Annotated in this window: 19 protein-coding genes; 4 read left to right on the top strand and 15 right to left on the bottom strand. The window is 71.2% G+C overall.

What is annotated here, in order from left to right:
* Positions 1 to 4: 4 nt before the first annotated feature.
* Together ACZ5XS_RS21035 and ACZ5XS_RS21040 are read right to left on the bottom strand one after the other, a co-directional pair.
* Positions 5 to 529: an aromatic-ring-hydroxylating dioxygenase subunit beta gene (locus ACZ5XS_RS21035; RefSeq protein ID WP_468653419.1), complete on the bottom strand. Its 525-nt coding sequence runs from the start codon at positions 527 to 529 to the stop codon at positions 5 to 7.
* Positions 526 to 1,845, bottom strand: coding sequence for an aromatic ring-hydroxylating oxygenase subunit alpha (locus ACZ5XS_RS21040; protein WP_217238077.1), 1,320 nt, complete (start codon positions 1,843 to 1,845; stop codon positions 526 to 528). Before ACZ5XS_RS21040 ends, ACZ5XS_RS21035 begins: the two co-directional genes overlap by 4 nt.
* Positions 1,846 to 2,065: 220 nt before the next feature.
* On the opposite strand from ACZ5XS_RS21040, the gene fdxA reads away from it, so the two are divergent.
* The 3 genes from fdxA (at position 2,066) to ACZ5XS_RS21055 (ending at position 4,366) form a co-directional block, all read left to right on the top strand.
* Positions 2,066 to 2,398, top strand: a complete 333-nt coding sequence (gene fdxA, locus ACZ5XS_RS21045; protein ID WP_468653421.1) for a ferredoxin — start codon at positions 2,066 to 2,068, stop codon at positions 2,396 to 2,398.
* The gene (locus tag ACZ5XS_RS21050; RefSeq protein ID WP_468653423.1) at positions 2,395 to 3,396 is read left to right on the top strand and encodes an NAD(P)/FAD-dependent oxidoreductase; all 1,002 of its coding nucleotides are present in this window, start codon (positions 2,395 to 2,397) and stop codon (positions 3,394 to 3,396) included. Before fdxA ends, ACZ5XS_RS21050 begins: the two co-directional genes overlap by 4 nt.
* A 172-nt stretch (positions 3,397 to 3,568) precedes the next feature.
* The gene (locus tag ACZ5XS_RS21055; protein ID WP_468653425.1) at positions 3,569 to 4,366 is read left to right on the top strand and encodes an IclR family transcriptional regulator; all 798 of its coding nucleotides are present in this window, start codon (positions 3,569 to 3,571) and stop codon (positions 4,364 to 4,366) included.
* 358 nt (positions 4,367 to 4,724) lie between these two features.
* Here the strand turns inward: ACZ5XS_RS21055 and ACZ5XS_RS21060 are convergent, their stop codons facing one another.
* The 9 genes from ACZ5XS_RS21060 to ACZ5XS_RS21100 form a co-directional block, all read right to left on the bottom strand.
* The gene (locus ACZ5XS_RS21060) at positions 4,725 to 6,860 is read right to left on the bottom strand and encodes a xanthine dehydrogenase family protein molybdopterin-binding subunit (protein ID WP_468653427.1); all 2,136 of its coding nucleotides are present in this window, start codon (positions 6,858 to 6,860) and stop codon (positions 4,725 to 4,727) included.
* On the bottom strand, positions 6,857 to 7,852 hold the full coding sequence (locus ACZ5XS_RS21065) for an FAD binding domain-containing protein (protein WP_468653429.1): 996 nt from the start codon (positions 7,850 to 7,852) through the stop codon (positions 6,857 to 6,859). Before ACZ5XS_RS21065 ends, ACZ5XS_RS21060 begins: the two co-directional genes overlap by 4 nt.
* Positions 7,849 to 8,397, bottom strand: a complete 549-nt coding sequence (locus tag ACZ5XS_RS21070) for a (2Fe-2S)-binding protein (protein ID WP_468653431.1) — start codon at positions 8,395 to 8,397, stop codon at positions 7,849 to 7,851. The genes ACZ5XS_RS21065 and ACZ5XS_RS21070 overlap by 4 nt, the downstream gene beginning before the upstream one ends.
* Before the next feature lie 285 nt (positions 8,398 to 8,682).
* Positions 8,683 to 9,039, bottom strand: a complete 357-nt coding sequence (locus ACZ5XS_RS21075; RefSeq protein WP_217238071.1) for a cupin domain-containing protein — start codon at positions 9,037 to 9,039, stop codon at positions 8,683 to 8,685.
* Complete coding sequence (locus ACZ5XS_RS21080; protein ID WP_468653433.1) at positions 9,036 to 9,809, bottom strand: HpcH/HpaI aldolase family protein; 774 nt, start codon at positions 9,807 to 9,809, stop codon at positions 9,036 to 9,038. The genes ACZ5XS_RS21075 and ACZ5XS_RS21080 overlap by 4 nt, the downstream gene beginning before the upstream one ends.
* Before the next feature lie 28 nt (positions 9,810 to 9,837).
* Positions 9,838 to 11,001, bottom strand: a complete 1,164-nt coding sequence (locus ACZ5XS_RS21085) for an amidohydrolase family protein (RefSeq protein ID WP_468653435.1) — start codon at positions 10,999 to 11,001, stop codon at positions 9,838 to 9,840.
* Between the two features lie 26 nt (positions 11,002 to 11,027).
* Positions 11,028 to 11,882, bottom strand: coding sequence for a fumarylacetoacetate hydrolase family protein (locus ACZ5XS_RS21090; RefSeq protein ID WP_468653437.1), 855 nt, complete (start codon positions 11,880 to 11,882; stop codon positions 11,028 to 11,030).
* Positions 11,883 to 12,046: 164 nt separating this feature from the next.
* Positions 12,047 to 12,442, bottom strand: a complete 396-nt coding sequence (locus ACZ5XS_RS21095; RefSeq protein WP_468653439.1) for a nuclear transport factor 2 family protein — start codon at positions 12,440 to 12,442, stop codon at positions 12,047 to 12,049.
* Positions 12,427 to 12,879, bottom strand: a complete 453-nt coding sequence (locus ACZ5XS_RS21100; RefSeq protein ID WP_468653441.1) for a VOC family protein — start codon at positions 12,877 to 12,879, stop codon at positions 12,427 to 12,429. The genes ACZ5XS_RS21095 and ACZ5XS_RS21100 overlap by 16 nt, the downstream gene beginning before the upstream one ends.
* Before the next feature lie 188 nt (positions 12,880 to 13,067).
* On the opposite strand from ACZ5XS_RS21100, the gene ACZ5XS_RS21105 reads away from it, so the two are divergent.
* A complete protein-coding gene (locus ACZ5XS_RS21105; protein ID WP_468653443.1) occupies positions 13,068 to 14,102 on the top strand; it encodes an aldo/keto reductase in 1,035 nt (344 codons plus the stop codon).
* Between the two features lie 80 nt (positions 14,103 to 14,182).
* On the opposite strand, the gene ACZ5XS_RS21110 is transcribed toward ACZ5XS_RS21105, so the two are convergent.
* Genes ACZ5XS_RS21110 through ACZ5XS_RS21125 form a run of 4 tightly spaced genes read right to left on the bottom strand, consistent with a single transcriptional unit; the run spans position 14,183 to position 18,948 of the window.
* The gene (locus ACZ5XS_RS21110) at positions 14,183 to 15,097 is read right to left on the bottom strand and encodes an ABC transporter permease (protein WP_468653445.1); all 915 of its coding nucleotides are present in this window, start codon (positions 15,095 to 15,097) and stop codon (positions 14,183 to 14,185) included.
* Positions 15,094 to 16,272: an ABC transporter permease gene (locus tag ACZ5XS_RS21115; protein WP_468653447.1), complete on the bottom strand. Its 1,179-nt coding sequence runs from the start codon at positions 16,270 to 16,272 to the stop codon at positions 15,094 to 15,096. Before ACZ5XS_RS21115 ends, ACZ5XS_RS21110 begins: the two co-directional genes overlap by 4 nt.
* Positions 16,269 to 17,825, bottom strand: a complete 1,557-nt coding sequence (locus tag ACZ5XS_RS21120; protein WP_468653449.1) for an ABC transporter ATP-binding protein — start codon at positions 17,823 to 17,825, stop codon at positions 16,269 to 16,271. Before ACZ5XS_RS21120 ends, ACZ5XS_RS21115 begins: the two co-directional genes overlap by 4 nt.
* Positions 17,826 to 17,859: 34 nt before the next feature.
* Complete coding sequence (locus tag ACZ5XS_RS21125) at positions 17,860 to 18,948, bottom strand: BMP family ABC transporter substrate-binding protein (RefSeq protein WP_468653451.1); 1,089 nt, start codon at positions 18,946 to 18,948, stop codon at positions 17,860 to 17,862.
* Positions 18,949 to 18,976: the final 28 nt, after the last annotated feature.

Below are 18,976 nucleotides of genomic sequence, written 5' to 3' on the forward strand. Positions count from 1 at the left end.
CCGGCTAGAGGATGAAGCTGAGCCGGGCGCCTGCCGCCAGCGACTCGTGGCCCAGGATCGAGCGACGCAGGCGGAAACGCAGTCCGTCGTCGGTCGGCACCAGCACATGCTCGTACCAGCCGACGTAGGCGTCGAAGTGGCCGTCGCGGGCGCGGTGCACCACGAAGGACGCCGCCACCCGGAAGGAGTCCTCCGTGTGCTCGGACAGTCGCACGTTGGACACCAGCCGGTGCGTGCGTGAGTGCGGGTTCTCGGCGTGCGCCTTGCGGGACTTCATGCGCTTGACCCGGGCGCGCAGCAGATCCCAGTCGTCGTCGACGAACGATCCGGTCTCGTGCGGCGACCAGCCGGGGCGGTAGTCGGTGGTCGGGATCTCGTAGCGGGCGCCGGACTCGAAGAGGGCCAGCCAGCCGTCGTAGTCCCAGTGGTCGAGGATGTCCGCCTCGGAGTAGAGGAAGTCCTCCACCTCCGGCCGGGTGATGGTGCGTCCGTGGCACTGCACGGAGTGGGTGTGGGTGATCGCGGTCATCGCACGTCCCTGCCTTCGAGGAAGGACGCCGGTCGGGCGCCGTGGACCTGGAGGCCGTCATCGAGGCCGACGGCTTCGATCCAGTGCCGCCAGAAGCCCCGCATCGCACCTTCGTCGGTCGACCTGCCCTGCACACCCTTGACCTCGTCGGCCATGCCGCGCGACATGTCGCTGTAGTCCAGTTCGGGCGAAGCGGTGCTCGCCGTGGCCTGGATGCCGCGCTGGACCGCCTCGTACGCCTCGATGTCGTCCGGCGTGGCGAGCCCGCCCGGGCCGACGAAGCTGACGACCGTCTTCATGCGCAGGGCGCGCGCGGCCGGGTCCTCGTCGCGCGGGACCAGCTGCCAGGCGCGTACGTCGGTCTGGTCGGGCGCCACCGGCTCCAGCTGCCGGATCGACAGGCCCTCGATGTCGAACAACAGCAGGTTGGGGAACACGAACAGGATGTGGCTCTCGTCGGCCACGTGGTGTGCCCGTTTCTCCCCGAGCCGCTCGGTCATCTCGGCTCGGTGGGCCTCGGTGCGCACCCGCTCGTCCTCGCCGAAGCGCGGTTCCCACTCCATGCTGATGCGTCCGCCGTGCCCGGTCAGGACCAGCAGCCCGTGACCGTTGCCGAGGTTGTAGGCGTACTGGTTGTCGTCGGTGACGGCGTAGCCGCTCTCGCGCAGGTAGCCGACGAACGTGTTGTGCGTCGGCGCGAAGTGGTAGCCGTCCATCGCGTTCTCGACGGCGAGTTTCCAGTTGCCCCGCACGCTGTACTTCTGCGTGCCGGGCAGCGTGGTCATGCCGCCGACGTGCTGCTGTTCGATCATCGTCATGTAGTCGGCGGCGTCGCCGAGGTGCTCGAGCAGCGGCGGAACGTCCGGGTCGAAGGCGACGAAGACGAAGCCTTCGTGGATCTCCAGGCGCGGCACGCCGCGCAGTCCCATGGACGCCCGGAACTCGTCGCCCGACTCGTACGCGTCGGCGTCGGGGATCGCGGCCAGCTCACCGTTGTTGCGGAATGTCCAGGCGTGGTAGAAGCACTGGAAGAGCCTGGCCGAGCCCTCGTTCTCACGGCACAGCACGGTGCCGCGGTGCGGACAGGAGTTCAGGAACGCGTGCACCTCGCCGGCGCTGTCCCGGCAGAAGATGAGCGGTCGGCCGCCGAGGGTGCGGACCTTGAAGTCGTTGGGGTTGGGGATCTCGGTCTCGTGACCGAGGTAGAGCCAGGTGTGTGTCCATACCCAGCCACGTTCCCGAGTGAAAATCTCCGCGCTGCGGTAGGCCTCGCGGTTGACCCGGAAGGTGAGCTGGTCCCAGTTCTCCACGATCATCGGCGCTGGGACGGTCCGGGGGTTGCTTCCCATTACGGCGTATGCCTCTCACAAGTCCCGACCCGAGTGGCGTGCTGTGAGACGCCATCTCGTATGTCGCACCAGCTTCTCCTAGCACACGCGACAGTGTCAAGCAATCGATGAGGGTTGACACCCCGGGCCGACGCCGTCATCATCCATTCCATAATAGAAGACACCATCTCGCATTCTGTGCGACCGTGTGAAGGGCAAGAAGCCCGTGCCGTACGTCATCACTCAGGCATGTCTCGACATCATGGACAAGTCGTGCATGGAGGAGTGCCCGGCCGACTGCATCTACGAGGGCGACCGGATGCTCTACATCCAGCCCGACGAATGCGTCGAGTGCGGGCGCTGCGAACCCGTCTGTCCGCAGATCTCGATCTTCCACCACGAGGACCTGCCGGCCGAGGCCCAGCAGGCCCAGCGCATCAACGCCGAGTTCTTCACCCTCGGCATCGAACCCCTCGGCTCGCCCGGCGGTGCACGCAAGGTCGGCCGGGTCGGCCACGACCACCCCGAGGTGGGAGCGTGAGCGGCTTCCAGACCGTCACGGGCGCCCGCCCGGAGGTGTCCGTCGACCTGCTCGTCATCGGCGCCGGCCCGACGGGACTGTACGGCGCTTACTACGCCGGCTTCCGCGGCATGAGCGTCGCCGTCGCCGACGCCCTGCCCGAGGTGGGCGGCCAGATCACCGCTCTGTACCCCGAGAAGCTCGTCTACGACGTGGCCGGCTTCCCCGCGATCCGCGGCCAGGACCTGGTGGACCGGCTGGCCGAGCAGGCCGGGCGGTGGAACCCCACCTACCTGCTCGGCCACGGGGTCACCCGCCTCGACGACGCCGGCGACGGCATCGTCGCCACCACCGACGCCGGCGCGCGGATCACCGCGGGCGCGGTGCTCGTCTGCGGTGGGATCGGCAACTTCGTCCCCCGCGAGCTCCCCGTGGGCTCCGACTACCTGGGCCGGGGGCTGCGGTACTTCGTACCGCGGTTGAACGAGCTCGCCGGACAGGACGTCGTGGTGGTCGGCGGTGGGGACTCCGCACTCGACTGGGCGCTGTCTCTGGAGCCGATCGCCTCGTCAGTGACGCTGGTGCACCGGCGTACACGGTTCCGGGCCCACGAACGCACCGTCGAGCAGGTGCACGCATCCTCCGTGCGGGTCCTGACGCCCTACGAGATCGAGAAGATCTCCGGCGACGGGTCGGTGTCGGAGGTCGTGGTCGCGGGCCCGGACGGCGACCGGATCAGCCTGCCCGCCCAGTCCGTCGTCGCCGCGCTCGGTTTCATCGCCGATCTCGGCCCGATCGAGCAGTGGGAGCTGGAGCTGCGCCGCCGGCGCATCCTCGTCGACCGCACGATGCGCACGAACCGGCAGCGCGTCTTCGCGGCCGGTGACATCGCCGACCACGACGGCAAGGTCAGCCTGATCTCGATCGGCTTCGGCGAGGCGGCCCTCGCCGTCAACCACATCGCCTCCCTGCTCGACCCGGCACGCTCCGTCACGCCAGGGCACTCCTCCGACGCATGAGGCCGTCACACCGAGTGGGCACGGTGTCCCCGGACCAGCCGGTCCCGGCGACGGGGACGCCGTTCCTGGCCTTTCCCTCACATTCACCGGGCTCTCACCGTTACGCTATCCAATACGACGTTCCATTCAACGTCTTACCCTCTTACTTGAGTACGGGACAGGAGCAAGATTCATGGTCACGAAGGCGCAGCCCGGCACCGGCGAGCGAAGCGGTCCCGACACGACCGCGCCGACCATCCAGACGGTGCAGCGTGCGGCGCTGATCCTCGGCTCGTTCACGGTCGGCAAGCCGCACATGAGTCTCAACGAGATCACCGCGCGTCTCGGGGCGAGCAAGGCGACCGCGCACCGCTACACGAAGGCGCTGCGGGCGGCGAACCTGCTGCGGTACGACGAGCGCACCTCGCTCTACTCCCTCGGCCCCCAGGTACTCACCCTCGCCTCGGCCGCCCGGGCCGGCCTGCCGATCGTCGCCGCCGCCGAGCCGTACATGGAGGATCTGGTGCGGCGCATCGACGAGACGATCGTGCTGTCGGTCTGGGACGGTGAGTCTCCGACCGTGGTGCGCTCGGTGGACAACACCGCCCACATGGTGCGCATCAGCGTCCGGGTCGGCTCGCGTCTCGACCTCACCACCTCGGCACAGGGACGGATCTTCCTCACGTTCCTGCCCCCGGATCAGGTACCGACACTTCCGCGTGCGGTCCGCAAGTCGTCCGAGCTCACCGACGAGATCGCCGCGATCCGGCAGCACGGGCTGTCGGTCAACTCCCCCGCGGTCAACGGGGTCCGCACCATCGCGGCGCCGATCTTCGAGGGCGACAAGATCAGCGGGACACTCGCGGTCGTCGGCACGACGGCGACCGTCTCCGACGACGTCCAGTCGCCGATGGCCCAAGCCCTGCTGGAGACCGCCCGCGCGCTGTCGCAGCGGCTGGGCACCTCGGACAGCACGCCCAACGGCGACTGACCCCGCTGGTCGGGGTCGTGGACAGGCTCACCGCGGAGGGCGGTGGGCCGGCTGTCGTGCCCCGCACGTCGCTGAGGGTGTGACAGATGATGGCGGCCGTATCGGCGAGGGCCCCGTGTTCGCCGAAGCGGTCGCCTCATGCGTCCCCGACTCGGGCCGCCATCCCGGTTCCCCTCGTTCCCGCTTCGCGTTCCCGCTTCGTGGTGGGTGGGCCTGCCCGATCCGGCCAGCGCGATGCCCGTGCCCTCCCGGTGCCGCCGTCGACGGCGGCACCGGGAGGGCACGGGCGCTCCCGCCGACGGCCACGACGGCGACGTCCCGTCCCTCCTGCGGCCGGCGGCTCAGTTCCTCGGCGAGGTCAAGCGTCCGTGGCTCCGGCGAGGATCACGCGGTCGGGCCGGATCGGCAGGTGACGGTGGCGGACGCCGGTCGCGTGCCACACCGCGTTGGCGATCGCCGCCACCGCACCCACGATGCCGATCTCGCCGATGCCCTTGATGCCGACCGGGTCGTCCGGGTCGGGGTCGTCCACCCAGTCGACCTCGATGAGCGGGACGTCGGCGTTGGCCGCGAAGTGGTAGCCCGCCAGGTCGGCGCCGACCAGGCCTCCCGTGGCCCGGTCCCGGACCGCCTCCTCGTGCAGGGCCATGGAGATGCCCCACGTCATCCCGCCGACGAGCTGGTTGCGCGCCGTGAGCGGGTTGACGATCCGGCCCGCGGCGAAGACACCGAGCATGCGCCGCACGCGCACCTCGCCCGTGCCGACGTCGACCGCGACCTCGGCGAACTGCGCCCCGTAAGAGTGCCGTTCCCTGCCCGCGAGGGCCCGGACGGCCTCGGCGGTGTCCGACCGCACCGTGATCCCTTCCGGCGGGACGACAGCGCCGGCAGTCAGCCGCTGCCGCAGTTCCTCCGCCGCGGCCGTGACCGCCCATCCCCAGGAGCGGGTGCCCATGGACGCTCCGGCGGGCCCCGCCCGGCCGAAGTCACTGTCACCCAGACGCACCAGGACTCGATCGGGAGCCGCCCTCAGCGCGTCGGCGGCGATCAGGGTGAGCGCGGTCAGCGCCCCGGTCCCGATGTCGGCCGCGTTGACCCGCACGGTGAAGCCGCCGTCCGCCTCGGCCGTCACGGCCGCCGTCGCGGGCACGGCCATGGCCGGGAAGGAGGCCCCCGCCATGCCGGTGCCCAGCAGCCAGTGTCCGTCCCGGCGCAGGCCGGGGCGCGGATCCCGGTCCGCCCAGCCGAACCTGCGCTCGCCCTCCCAGAGGCAGGCGCGCAGCCTGCGCGGGCTGAAGGGCAGCCCGGACACCGGACCCACCTGGGGCTCGTTGCGCAGGCGCAGCTCTATCGGGTCCAGGCCGCACTTCTCGGCGAGTTCGTCGAGCGCCGACTCCAGCGCGAACGACCCCGGCGCCTCGCCCGGGGCGCGCATCCAGGTCGGGGTCGGCACGTCCAGCCGTACGACCCGGTGCGAGGTGTGGTGGGCGTCGGCGTCGTACATCACCCGAGCCCCCTGAGTGCACGGCTCGACCCAGTCGTGCATGCTCGAGGTGAGGTTCAGGGAGCGGTGTTCGAGGGCGCGCAGCCGCCCGTCGGCGTCGGCGCCGAGCCTGACCCGCTGCACGGTGGGGCTGCGGTAGCCGACGAGTGAGAACATCTGACGACGCGTCAGACTTACCCGGACCGGACGCCGTAGGACATTCGCGGCCATCGCTGCGGCCACCTGGTGCGCCCGGACGTGTTCCTTGGACCCGAAGCCGCCGCCCACGTGTTCGGAGCGCACCCGCACCGAGGACGCGTCGAGCGAGAACAGCTTGGCGAGTTCGCTCGCGGCGTTGGCGGTGCCCTGGTTGGAGTCGACGACTTCGAGCCGGCCGCCGTCCCAGCGGGCCGTCGCCGCGTGCGGCTCCATCGGGTGGGGGTGCTCCTCCGGCGTGGTGTACTCCGCGTCCACGACGAAGGCGGACGCGGCCAGTTGCGCTTCCAGGTCGCCCTTCTCCACCACCGCCGGCTCGTAGGTGTCCAGGGGATAGGCGTCCGGACGTGATCCGGAGAACTCGACGTCGTGCGGTTGACGTTCGTAGTGCACGACCAGCGCCTCGGCGGCCTCCCTGGCCTGCTCGGAGGTCTCGGCGACGACCACGGCCACCGGCCAGCCCAGGTACGGCACCCGGTCGTGCTGGAAGAGGGCCACGGTCGGGTCCGGCGGGACGCCCAGCAGAGTCATGTAGTCGTTGTCGACGTGCGGGGCGTTGCCGTGGTGCAGGACGGTGAGCACGCCCGGCATCAGAAGGACCGGGGCCGTGTCCAGCGAGCGGACACGACCGCGGGCGATCGTGGACAACACCAGCCAGCCGTGGGCGAGTTCGGTGAAGGGGATCTCCGCCGCGTAGCGGGCGGCTCCGGTGACCTTGTCCCGGCCGTCCACGCGGGTGTGCGGGGCGCCGACGGCGCCCCGCGCCGTCGGACCCATGGATGCTGCTCCGGTCATCGGGCTGCGGCCTCCTCGGCGAGTTCGGTCAGGACGGCCACCACGAGGTTGCGCATCAGCGTCACCTTGTATCCGTTGTGGGGCAGCGGCTTCGCGGCGGCCAGCTCGGCGTCCGCGGCGGCGGCGAAGGCCTCGGCGTCGGCCGCGGCTCCGGTGAGCACGCGTTCGGCCTCCCGGGCGCGCCACGGCCGGGACGCGACCGCCCCGAAGGTGAGGCGCACCTCGCGTACGACGCCGCCTTGGACGTCGAGCGCGGCGGCGACCGAGCCGATGGCGAAGGCGTACGAGGCCCGCTCGCGCACCTTGCGGTAGCGGGAGTCGGCGGCTGACGGCGTCGGCGGCAGGGTGACGCCGGTGATCAGCGCACCCGGCGGCAGGGCGGTCTCCCGGTGCGGGGTGTCCCCCACCGGCAGATAGAAGTCGGCAAGCGGCAACTCGCCCGGCCCGTCGGTCGTTTCGTAGCGGACGACCGCGTCGAAGGCCGTCAGCGCCACGCCCATGTCGGAAGGGTGGACGGCCACGCAGTGCTCGGAGGCGCCGAGGATCGCGTGGTTGCGGTGCTCGCCCTCGACGGCGGGGCAACCGCTGCCGGGCACGCGCTTGTTGCAGGGTTTGGTCACGTCGGCGAAGTAGCCGCAGCGGGTGCGCTGGAGCAGGTTCCCGCCGACGGTGGCCATGTTGCGCAACTGGCCCGAGGCGCCGGCCAGCACCGCCTGCGCCAACGCCGGGTAACGGCGGCGGACTTCGGGGTGCGCGGCGAGGTCGCTGTTGGTGACGGTCGCGCCGATGCGCAGGCCTCCCGCTTCGGTCACCTCGACCCGGTCAAGGGGCAACGTGCGGATGTCGACGAGCCGGCCGGGCCGTTCCACGCCGGTCTTCATCAGGTCGACGAGGTTGGTGCCGCCACCGAGGAAACGGGCGTCCTGGTCGGCGCCGAGCAGGGCGAGGGCACCGGAGACATCGTGCGCGCGCTGGTATCCGAACTCCCTCATGCCGTCGGCCTCGTGTTCTCGGCCCCCGCCGCACGGGCGACCGCCTGGACGATGGCCACGTATGCGCCGCACCGGCACAGGTTGCCGCTCATCCGCTCCCGGATCTCGTCCGCGGTCAGCGGCGGCGGCCCGGCTTCGGGGCGGACGTCGCCGGTGACGGCGCTGGGCCGGCCCGCCGCGTGCTCCTCGATCACCGCGACGGCCGAACAGATCTGACCGGGCGTGCAGTAGCCGCACTGGAAGCCGTCCAGATCGAGGAAGGCCTGCTGCACCGGGTGCAGTCGGTCGCCGTCCGCGAGACCTTCGACGGTGGTGATCTGGCGGCCCTCGGCCGCCACCGCGAGCTGGAGGCAGGCCACCACCCGGCGACGGTCGAGCAGAACGGTGCAGGCACCGCACTGCCCCTGGTCGCAGCCCTTCTTGGTGCCCGTCAGGCCGAGACGCTCACGCAGGACGTCGAGCACGGTGGTGCGGTGGTCGACGCACAGCGCGTACATCTCGCCGTTGATGTCCAAGGTGACGGCACTGGTCGTCGACGGGGCCATGATCGGCCTTCTTTCGCGGATCCGGAGTGTCGGGGGCGGTCTGGCCGGCGGAGGAGTCCGGAGTCAGCAGGCGTGCCGGGTGGCGGCCGGCAGTCCCGGGAAGAGGGTCGCGGTGCCGAGGACACGGCGACCGGCTGCCGACGACGACGTGTGCGGTACGGGAGGGGCGGCACCCGCCGCCCCGGTCATCGGCACCGTGCCGCCCGCGCGGGCCGCCGCCACCGCCTGGTCGGCGACGTGCGCATGCGGCGACGGACTGGCGGAGCGGCTGGTGACGGCCTTCGGTCAGGGAAGCAGGTCGGCCCTCGGCGGGACGAAGAAGTCGATGTTCACGCAGGGGGCCTCCGTCGGCTCCACGTAGTGCTCGCTGCCTCGGGGGACCAGCAGGAACGACCCCGCACGCATGTCGTGCGCGACACCGTCCACGTAGTAGTTGGCCCGCCCCTCGGCGATATGGACCAGCTGGTCGAACTCCTCGTGCCGGTGCGGGTTGAGCGTCATGCCGACGTCGAGTTCGTGGTGGCAGATCATCATCTCGTCCGTCGCGTAGACGCGGCGGCGGACCCCCGGCCGCACCTGGGTCACCGGCAGCTCGTCCCAGTTGAGGACGGTGCTGAACAGCGCCGCGTTGCGTGTGGTCACTGGTTTTCCTCTCCGGCGGCCGCGCGCAGGGCGGTCGCCAACATCTGCAGGTCCGAGCCGACGACCAGGTAGTCGGCGTCACTCAGGCCCAGGTTCGCCGCGGCGCCCAGGACCGGCACCCAGCCGCCGAACGTCACCGCCGCCGAGCGGGCGGCCTCGCGCACCCGGTCCACCGCGGCGCGCAGCACCGCGGGGTCCGCCGGCAGGCCCAGGTCGACCGCGAGGTCGGTGCTGCCGACGAAGCACACGTCGAAAGGGGCGAGCAGATCCGGCAGGGGATCGGTCTGTGCCGTCTCGATCTGGCCGACCAGCACGGGCGGGTCGTCCCGCTCGGCACTCAGGAAGGCGGCCGGCGGGAGGGCACCGAAGCGGGCGGCCCGGTTGGCCAGGCTGACCGAGCGGCGGCCGGTGGGCGCGAACCGGGTCGCCGCCACGAGCGCCTCGGCCTGGGCGACGCGGGTGAGCATGGACAGCTGGATCCCCGCCGCCCCGGCCTCCAGCAGCCGGTTGACGGCGGGGGCGTCCACCTCGGGCACCCGGACCAGGGCCGGCAGGCCGCAGGCGTGCGCGTGGCGCACCAGGTCGACGGCGTTCCGCTCGGTGAGGGTGGAGTGTTCGAGGTCGACGACCACGAACGCGAACCCGGCCGCCTCGGCCAGTTCCACCACGTCGGGCGAGGCCAGCTTGACGAACGTGCCGACGGCGGGTTTCCCCGTCGTCAGGGCCGCGCGCAGCCGGCGCCGCAGCAGGTGGACGTCAGCGACGCTCATCGCATCCTTCCCGGGGCGGTCGGGCGTCTCATGCCGACGGCAGACCGCGCCACGGCACGACGTCGACCTCGGCGCCCTTGTGCAGCACGACGCTCGGCTCCAGGCGCGGCGCGAGGATGGTGTTGCCCGCGGCGTCGGGGAGGGTGACCTCGTCGGTCCAGTCGACGACGGTGACGTCGGCCCGTCCGCCGACCACCAGGCGCCCGTAGCCCTCGGTGTCGAGCCCGAGCAGCTGTGCGGGGGCGACGGTGGCCCGGCGGATGCACTCCTCCAGCGGCGCGCCGAGCGCGACCAGCTTGGAGATGCTGGTGAGCAGGTCGAACACCGGGCCGCGCCAGTTGCGGGCGCTGGTGTCCGAGCTGAGGATGTCGGGCAGGAATCCGTCGGCGATCGCCCGGCGTGCCACCTCGAAACTGAGGTTGCTCTTGCCGTGGGCGGAGTCGAACAGCACGCCGCGCTCGCGGGCCGCCATGACGGCGGGATGCACCTGGTCGCCGTCGAGGATGCCGTTCGGCTTGCCGGTGTAGCAGTGCGCGACGATGTCGCCCGGGCGCAGGTAGTCCAGGACGACGGGTACCGGCTCCTCGGTCTCGCCGATGTGCACCATCAGCGGCAGCCCGGCCTGGTCGGCCAGCGCCACCGACTTCTTCAGCAGCGACTCCCAGTGCTCGCCGACGACGTCCTCGGACAGCCGGATCTTGAAGCCACGCACGATGTCGGGGTGGGCCTCGGCGGTCGCGAGCGCGTCCTCGGGGACCAGGGTGTCGGGGTTGAGCAGCTCGCCGAACCGGAAGTCGATCAGGCCGAGCACCGAGACGTTGAGGAAGTTGACGATGCGCAGCGGGTTCGCCTCGACGACCAGCTTGCGGAAGGCCGCGAACGTGGAGGCGCCGGCCGTGCCGGCGTCCGCCGCGGCGACGACGCCGCGCCGCAGGTGGGCCTCCTCGGCGGGGGCGCCGACGGCGGAGACGTACTGGAAGATGTGGGTGTGGCCCTCGACGAGGCCCGGCAGCACGGTGGAGCCGGTGACGTCGATCGTGCGGGCAGCGCCCGCCGCCAGCCCTTCCCCGATCGCGGCGATGCGGTCACCGGTGACCGCCACGTCGAGCCGGGCGTTGGTGCCCGACGCCGGATCGATGACGGTGCCGCCGGCCAGGACGAGGTCGTAGGACGACGGGGAGGAGATGGGCATCGGTTGTGCTCCAGTGTGAGGGGCGGTCAGCTGACGGGTTCGGTCAGCCGGTGGTCGTGCGGTGTGGCGCCCGCGGGACGCACGATGGGGGTGACAAGGGGCAGTACGCCGTCCACCTCGACCCGTACCTCGTCGCCGTCGGCGAGGAAGCATCCGCGGTCCTGGCCGGTGCCGGCCGGGGTTCCGGTGAGGACGACGTCGCCGGGTTCTAGGGCGGCGAACCACGACAGCCGACTGAGCAGATCGGCGACCGGGAAGATCATCCCGGCGCTCGTGTCGTCCTGCATGAGTTCGCCGTTGACCCAGCTCCGTACGCGGATCGCGTCGCGGTCGGCGAGGTCGTCGGGAGTGCGGAGCGACGGGCCGAGCGGCGTGAATCCCGGGTAGCTCTTGGCGAGGGCGGGCGTGGCGGTGGCGCGCATGACATCACGCGCCGTCATGTCGTTGGCCGCCGTGATGCCGGCGATCGCGGGCCAGACCTCCGATTCGGACGCCTGGTGCAGCCGGCGTCCGACGACGACCGCGATCTCGCCCTCGTAGTCGGGTTCGGTCGCGGCCTGCGGGATCACCACCTGTGCGCCGGGGGCCAGGACGGCGGACGACGCGGCCAGGTACAGGATCGGCTGCTCGGGCAGTCCCCGGCCGGCCCGGGCCGCCTTCGACATGTAGTTGAGCCCGACTCCCCACACCGCGCGGGGGCGGCCCAGCGGCGCCACGAGCGTGGCCTGGTCGAGCGGGATCCGTCGGCGCACCGCGCAGGACGCCAGGCCGTGCAGCGAGCCGTCCTGTTCGAGGACCGCGCCGATGTGCGGAAAAGCCGTGTCCAACAGGGCGATGGCCCCGTCCTCGATCCGGCCCAGGCCGGACTGTGTCGTCACCACTTGCATGACGGCATCTTTCAATGCGAGACGGCATTCTGTCAAGCAATGCGAGACGGCATCATGCAGAGCGATACGCAGGGTCCCGGTGGCGGACACACCGGCACCCCGTCCGCACGAGAGGCGGACGGGGTGTCAGGGGGCTGGTCGGGCTGCCGGCCGGGGCGTCAGGCGAGCTGCCGCTGCACCTCGCCGCTGTCCCAGTAGTCAGTGCGGTGCGTGATGAGGCCGCCGGCGACGGTGAACAAGAAGACCCCCCGCACGCGTACGGGGCGGTCGTCCGCCGAACGCATCAGGAACGTCAGGACGTACGGCACCGCGGCCGACTCGCCGTCGACGAGGAAGCTCTCGGGCGCGTAGTGCAGGTCGCCGAAGTTCGCGAGGAACCCGGTCAGCGCGGCGCGGTACTCGGCGCGGCCCCTGCGGCTCTGCCCCGTCGACGACGTGTGCTCGTTGACGAAGTCCTCGCCCACACAGGCGGCAACGGCGTCGGCGTCGTGCGCGTTCAGCGCCGCGAGGTAGGCCTCGACGGCGGCGCGGGTGTCCTTCAGGACGAACCCCACTTCTTGCGGACCGAGTCGAACACCCGCTGGTCGTGGGAGATCTCGACGACGTTGCCGTCGGGGTCCTTCAGCGCGCAGATGTAGCCGATGGGGTCGGGCATCTGCCTCGGCTCCCAGTGCAGGCAGCCCAGCTCGCGGGCCCGGTCCGCGAGCGCGTCGACGTCCTCCCGCGCCGGCACCTCGATGCCGATGTGCGCGAACGGGTGCAACAGGCCCTGCGGGTTGCCCTTGTCCTTGTTGAACGACACCAGGACGAGCACGAACGGCGTCTCGGCCTGCTGGTCGTTGGAGAGCCAGACGCTCTCGCCGTCGGCGTCCTTGAACCGCTCGACCACGACCAGCGGAGTCAGTGCGGTGTAGAACGCGATCGCCTTGTCGAGATCGCCGGTCGGCAGCGCGACGTGAGTCCAGCGTGCCGAGGTGAGGCCGGTGGCCACGGTACCTCCATGGTGAGTGGTTCGGATTTCTTCGAGCCTAGGTGCGACGCACCCGGTGGTCGATGTGCTGCGGACACAACACGCAGGCCAGGGATGCTGGCCCCGCGCGACATCGGATTGCGGCCTGCCGCTGTGCGAGCCTGCGGGAGGACAGCGACAGGGCGTCGGCTGGGAAGACGAGGGCAGGCATGCACTACCGCATTCTGGGTGGGACGGGCATAGAGGTGAGTCAGCTCTGTCTCGGGTCGATGATGTTCGGCGCCTGGGGCAACACCGACGAGGCGGAGTGCCACCGCATGGTGGCGACGGCGCTGGACGCCGGGGTCAATGTCATCGACACCGCTGACGTGTATGCCTTCGGCGAGTCGGAGGAGATCATCGGCCGGGCGCTGAAGGGCCGGCGCGAGGACGTCGTCCTCGTCTCGAAGGTCGCGAGCCGGATGCCCGCGGGCCCACTGGAGCGCAACCGGGGCGGCACCTCCCGGCTGTGGATCACACGTGCCGTGGAGGACAGCCTGCGCCGGCTCGGGACGGACCACCTGGACGTGTACCTCGTCCACCGTCCGGACCCCCACACCGACGTCGACGAGACCCTCGGTGCGCTCAGCGACCTGGTGCGGTCGGGCAAGGTACGGGCGATCGGCTCGTCGAGCTTCCCGGCCGAGGAGATTGTGGAGGCCCAGTGGGCGGCGCGGCGCGGTGGCCGCGAGCGGTTCACCGTGGAGCAGCTGTCGTACTCGGTCCTGGCCCGGCACGCGGAGGCCGCGGCCCTGCCCACCGCTGAGCGGCACCGCATGGGCGTCATGGTCTGGAGCCCCCTCAACGGCGGCTGGCTGACGGGCAAGTACCGCGCCGACGCCGAACCGGCGGGCGACTCGCGCGCGCTGAGGAACAGCGAGCACTTCGACTTCGCCGACGAGCGGATGCGCACGCGCAAGCTCGCCGTCGTCGAGGAACTCGTGCGCCTGGCCGCCGAGGAGGGCTGCACGCTCGTCGAGCTGGCGCTGCGGTTCGTGCTCGCCCATCCCGGCGTCAGCACGGCCGTGATGGGCGTGCGCACCCACGAACAGCTCCTGTCGCAGCTCACCGCGGTGGACCGGCCGCTGTCGGCCGAGGCGCTGGACCGGATCGACGCACTCGTCGCGCCGGGCAGCGTCCTCAACCCGGCCGACGTCGGCTACACGCCACCGGCGCTGGAGACCGCGGCCCTGCGACGCCGCTGACGGCGATGTCGCACACCCACGGCGGATGCCTGCCCCGCGCTTTCGCGAGGCCGGCATCCGCCGTCGTCGTGCCCCGGTCATCAGGTCGACCCGCGCTCGAAGGGCCGGCCGAGCGCGCCGGGCTCCCGGTGCTGCGTGGTGAACAGGAGCATGGCCAGGAGCGCCAGCAGGTACGGGGCCGCGACGAGCAGCTGGGCGTTGAGGGTGACACCGAGCGCCGGGAGCGCCAGGCGCATCGCGTCGGAGAGACCGAAGACCAGGCAGCCGAGCATGGTCCGGCCGAGCCGCCACGCCCCGAAGATCACCGCGGCGATGACGATGTATCCGCGCCCGGCGGTCATGTTCTGGTTGAACGATCCGACCTCGCCGACCGCGAGGTAGGCGCCACCGAGACCGGCCAGTGCGCCGCACCACAGCAGAGCCTGGCGGCGCCGCATGTTCACCTTGATGCCCGTGACGTCGGCGGCCTGGGGGTTCTCCCCCACCGCCCGCAGTTCCAGGCCCCAGCGGCTGCGCTCCACCAGCCACCAGGTGAGCGGCACGAGCGCGAACAGCATGAAGGCGGGCCAGCGTTCGGAGAACAGCGGCTTGCCGATCAGCGGGATGTCCTGCAGCAGCGGGATCGACAACACCTGGACCTGGTGCGAGACGAACTCGTTCGTCGTGATCAGGTAGCTCGTCAGCCCGAGCACCAGCGCGTTCAGCACCAGGCCGACGACGAAGGTGTTGATCTGTGCCCGGTGGGAGAGGTTGCCGTGCGTGAAGCCGAGGACGAGGCCCGTCACTACGCCGGCCACGAGGCCGGCGGTGGCGCTGCCGGTCGCACTCGCGGTGGCGATCGAGGTGAACGCGGCGCCGAGCATCATCGCCTCGACGGAGATGTTCATCGTGCCGGCGCGCTCGGCCACGTACTCACCGCAGGCGGCGAACGCCAGGGGCACGGTCAGCCGGACACCGCTGGCGAGAATGGTGGTGGTGCTGTCCAGAACGCTCACGCGGCTGCCTTCACCTTGGTCGGGACTACGGACGGGGCGGGCGTCGCCTGCGGTGTGGCACCGCGACGCCGGCGGAAGAGTTCGATGAGGACGGGCGGCGCGACGAACGCGAGGACCAGCAGTGCCTTGACGACATCGACGAGGTAGTACGGCACACCCGTGGCCGAGAGGAAGTCGCCGCCCGCACGCAGCACGGCGAACACCAGGGACACCGGGATCGCGACCAGGGGCCGGTTGCGTGCGACGAGCGCGACGAGCAGGCCGTCCCAGCCGAAGTTGTCCGAGAGCCCGGCCTGCAGCCGGTTGGTGCCGACCGGGCTGACCAGCAGCAGCCCGCCCGCCAGCCCGGCGAAGGCGCCGGACAGGGCCAGGGTGAAGCCGCCCAGCGCGGCCACCCGCACACCGGTGTGCTTGGCCGTCAGCGGATTCAGTCCGAGCATGCGCACCCGGAAGCCCCAGCGGCTGCGGGTGAGGACCACGGCGACAGCCGCCGCGGCGACCAGCGCGATGAGCAGGCCGATGTTCCACTGCACCGAGGGGTACTGCCCGAAGCCGCCGAGCTGGGCATTGGCCGGCAGTTGGTTGGACGCCGCGTCGGCGATGCCCGAGGAGCCCTGGGCGCTCTCCTGCAACCACGGCGTGCTGACCGCGAAGGTGACGAGCTGGATGGCGAGGAACGTCATCAGCAGGGTGCTCACCGGGACGTTGACGCCGCGCAGGCGGAGCATCACCGCGCTGAGCGCGGCCCAGGCGCCACCGCCGACGGCCGCGGCGATCAGCACCACCACGACCAGCATCGGGCCGGGCAGGGCCAGCCGCAGCCCGACCCAGGCTCCGATCAGGCCGCCGACGAGGACCTGCCCCTCCTGGCCGATGTTGAACGTGCCGGCCGCCGCGCAGATGCACGCACCGACCGCGACCAGCAGCAACGGCGCCGTGTTGAGCAGCGTCGTCGTCCATCCCGTGGCGTCGGCCAGACTCCCGGTCCATATCGCGTCCGCCGAAGCGGTCGGCGAGCCGCCGGTCAGTACGAGCAGCAGTGCGGAGGCGCCCGCGGCGACGGCGACCAGTACGGCGGTCAGGCCCGCCGTCAGCCAGCCGTCGCGCCCGGGGCGAAGCCGGGCGAGGAAGCGCCGGGCGAGATCGTCCCCGTTCGTCAGTGAGGCGGCATTCATGCGGCCTCACCGCCGACCAGCATGCCCAGTCGCTCGGGGGTCGCCTCCGAGACGGGGAGTGCTCCGGTGATCCGCCCGGACGAGATCACCGCGATCCAGGTTGCAAGGGCCATGACTTCCTCGAGTTCGGTGGAGATGAGCAGCACTCCGACGCCGTCCGCGGCCGCCTGGCGCAGCCGGGCGTACATGTCCTCGATGGCGCCGACGTCCAGCCCGTGGGTGGGCTGCGCGGCCACCAGGACGCTGGTGTGACCGGACAGTTCCCGGGCGAGCACGACGCGCTGCTGGTTGCCTCCGGAGAGGCTGCGCACCGGCGCGTCGAGCGAGGGAGCGATGATGTTGAACTCGTCCGCGAGGCGACGGGCTTCGGCGAGCATCGCGCGCCGGCGCAGCAGGAACCGGCCGCTGAGTTTGTCGAGCGATTTCATCGTCAGGTTTTCGGTGACGCTCATGTCCAGGACGACGCCGCTCTGGTGCCGGTCCTCCGGCACGATGCCGAGACCTGCCTTTCCGAGCGCGCCGGGCCGGCTCACGTCGACCCGGTGGCCGGCGACCTCGATGGTGCCGGCGGTCGGCAGGACCAGCCCGGCGAGGACTTCGCCGAGCATCGCCTGGCCGCTGCCCTCGACGCCGTAGAGGGCGCATATCTCGCCCGCGCCCACGGCCAGGTCGATTCCTTGGAGAACCTTCACCCCGCCCTTCTCGACGGTGAGCCCGGCCAGGCTCAGGACGGGCGGGGGCCGGTCGTGTGCCCCGCCCCGGCCCGTGCTGGTCGTGGTGACCGGCAGCAGGCCGAGCGCGGCTCCCTCCTCGTGCAGCGACACGTCACGGCCCACCATCTGACGGGCCAGTTCCGGCGCGGTGGTCTCGGCGGTGACCGCCCGGAAGGCGACACGGCCCTTGCGCAGGACCGTCACCCGGTCCGTGGCCTGCACGATCTCGGCGAGCTTGTGGCTGATGAGGATGACAGCGCGGCCCTCCTCCTGCACCACCCGGCCGAGCACGGCGAACAGTTCCTGCGACTCGGCCTGGGTCAGCACCGAGGTGGGTTCGTCCAGGATCAGGATCTGCGGGTTGCGCCGCAGGCACTTGACCACCTCGACGCGCTGCCGCTCGCCCGCCGAGAGCGCGTCGACGCGCGCCTCGGAGTCGACCGGCAGCCCGTACCGTGCGGCGACCTCGGCGATGTCGGCGCAGATGGCCTGCTTGTTCACCGCGCCGGTGTCGCCGAGGGCGACGTTCTCCCACACGGTGAGCCCGCTGATGAGGCTGAAATGCTGGTGCACCATGCCGATGCCCAGCTCGGCCGCTTCCTGCGGGCTGTCCAGCGCGACCTCTTCGCCGCGCACCAGCACGGCGCCGGCGTCGCGCCGGATCAGTCCGAGCAGGACCTTCATGAGACTGGACTTGCCTGCCCCGTTCTCGCCCAGGAGACCATGGATCTCGCCGGCGTCGACGGTGAGGTCCACGGCGTCGCAGGCCGTGACGGATCCGTAGGACTTGGTGATGCCACGCAGCTCGAGGATCCGGGCCGGTGAGGTCGTCGGTGTCATCGCGTGTGAATCTCCTGGATCGGGGTCGGCACGGTCAGCCGAGGCGCTTGACCTCGGCCTCCGGGTCGATCTCCTTGTTGCCGATCTTCTTCATGAACTGCGCCAGCTGCTGATCCTCGTCACCCTGGGCCTTGCAGATCTTGATGGTCGGGTAGGGGTCGACACCCAGCTGCCACACGCGCGTCGTGCCCATCTTCAGGTCGTCCTTGGCGAAGTTCTCCAGCGCGGCGCGGAAGTAGTCACCCGGGCTGAAGATCACCGAGATGTCGAACTTCGGGCTGGTCGAGTCGCACCGGTCGGTGCCCGGGGTGAGGGTCAGCACGCCGCTGGCGTTCGCCACCTGCGCCGCGGCGTCGGTCGCGCCCCCGAGGTAGGGGTAGATGACCTTGGCACCCTGGCTGATCTGGGCCTGGATGGCCTCCTTGGCCTTCGCCGAGTCGTTGAAGTCACCGGTGTAGGTGCTCACCAGGGTGGCCTTGGGGACCACCTCCCGGATGCCGGCCAGGAAGGCCTTGGCTCCCAGGACACTGAAGTCGGCCTTGATGCCGGTGACGAACCCGGCCTTGGTGTAGCCGGCCGCCTTCATCTTCAGGCCGGCGGCGTAGCCTGCGGCGAGCATCGACTGGTTGGGGTTGTCGGAGGACAGCAGGATCCGCGGGGTCTGGTCGAGGTTCGCCGACGACGGCACGTACCAGGCGGTCTTGGCGCAGACCGGCTCCTCGGACGCCGGGATGGCGGCCTTGAGTTCGCTGGCGGCGAGGGCGACCATGTCGACGTGCTGCTGACACAGTGCGCGTGCGGCGCTGAGCGCGTCGCTCGCGGGCACGCTGCCGCGCTTGATGACCGTCCAGCTCTTCTCCTTGGCGAAGGCGTCCGCCGAGTCGACGAAGCTCTCGTAGTAACCGCGGTCATTGATGTCGCCGGGGCTGAGGACGCCGATGACGACCTTGCCGTCGCCGTTGACGTCGGGCTCGTTGAGGCCCGAGCCGCCGCCGCTGCTGCTCGCCGCGGGGGTCGTCTTGGCTGCCGTCGCCTCGTTGCTGGCGCAGCCGGAGAGCGCGAGGGCTCCAGTGAGGGCGAGGGCGAGGCCGAGCGGGGCCCCACGCCGAAGTCTTGCGGTCATGTGCGTTCCATTCGCTGGGTGGTACCGC

The organism is Streptomyces sp. NPDC033131 (genome assembly GCF_055578365.1).

Excerpts from the sequence above, each read along its gene's own strand:
- ACZ5XS_RS21085 (WP_468653435.1), bottom strand. The coding sequence starts at position 11,001 with ATGCCCATCTCCTCCCCGTCGTCCTACGACCTCGTCCTGGCCGGCGGC.
- ACZ5XS_RS21105 (WP_468653443.1), top strand. The coding sequence starts at position 13,068 with ATGCACTACCGCATTCTGGGTGGGACGGGCATAGAGGTGAGTCAGCTC.
- ACZ5XS_RS21055 (WP_468653425.1), top strand. The coding sequence starts at position 3,569 with ATGGTCACGAAGGCGCAGCCCGGCACCGGCGAGCGAAGCGGTCCCGAC.
- ACZ5XS_RS21080 (WP_468653433.1), bottom strand. The coding sequence starts at position 9,809 with ATGAGCGTCGCTGACGTCCACCTGCTGCGGCGCCGGCTGCGCGCGGCC.
- ACZ5XS_RS21065 (WP_468653429.1), bottom strand. The coding sequence starts at position 7,852 with ATGAGGGAGTTCGGATACCAGCGCGCGCACGATGTCTCCGGTGCCCTC.
- ACZ5XS_RS21115 (WP_468653447.1), bottom strand. The coding sequence starts at position 16,272 with ATGAATGCCGCCTCACTGACGAACGGGGACGATCTCGCCCGGCGCTTC.
- ACZ5XS_RS21035 (WP_468653419.1), bottom strand. The coding sequence starts at position 529 with ATGACCGCGATCACCCACACCCACTCCGTGCAGTGCCACGGACGCACC.
- ACZ5XS_RS21040 (WP_217238077.1), bottom strand. The coding sequence starts at position 1,845 with ATGATCGTGGAGAACTGGGACCAGCTCACCTTCCGGGTCAACCGCGAG.
- ACZ5XS_RS21070 (WP_468653431.1), bottom strand. The coding sequence starts at position 8,397 with ATGGCCCCGTCGACGACCAGTGCCGTCACCTTGGACATCAACGGCGAG.
- ACZ5XS_RS21060 (WP_468653427.1), bottom strand. The coding sequence starts at position 6,860 with ATGACCGGAGCAGCATCCATGGGTCCGACGGCGCGGGGCGCCGTCGGC.
- ACZ5XS_RS21125 (WP_468653451.1), bottom strand. The coding sequence starts at position 18,948 with ATGACCGCAAGACTTCGGCGTGGGGCCCCGCTCGGCCTCGCCCTCGCC.
- ACZ5XS_RS21120 (WP_468653449.1), bottom strand. The coding sequence starts at position 17,825 with ATGACACCGACGACCTCACCGGCCCGGATCCTCGAGCTGCGTGGCATC.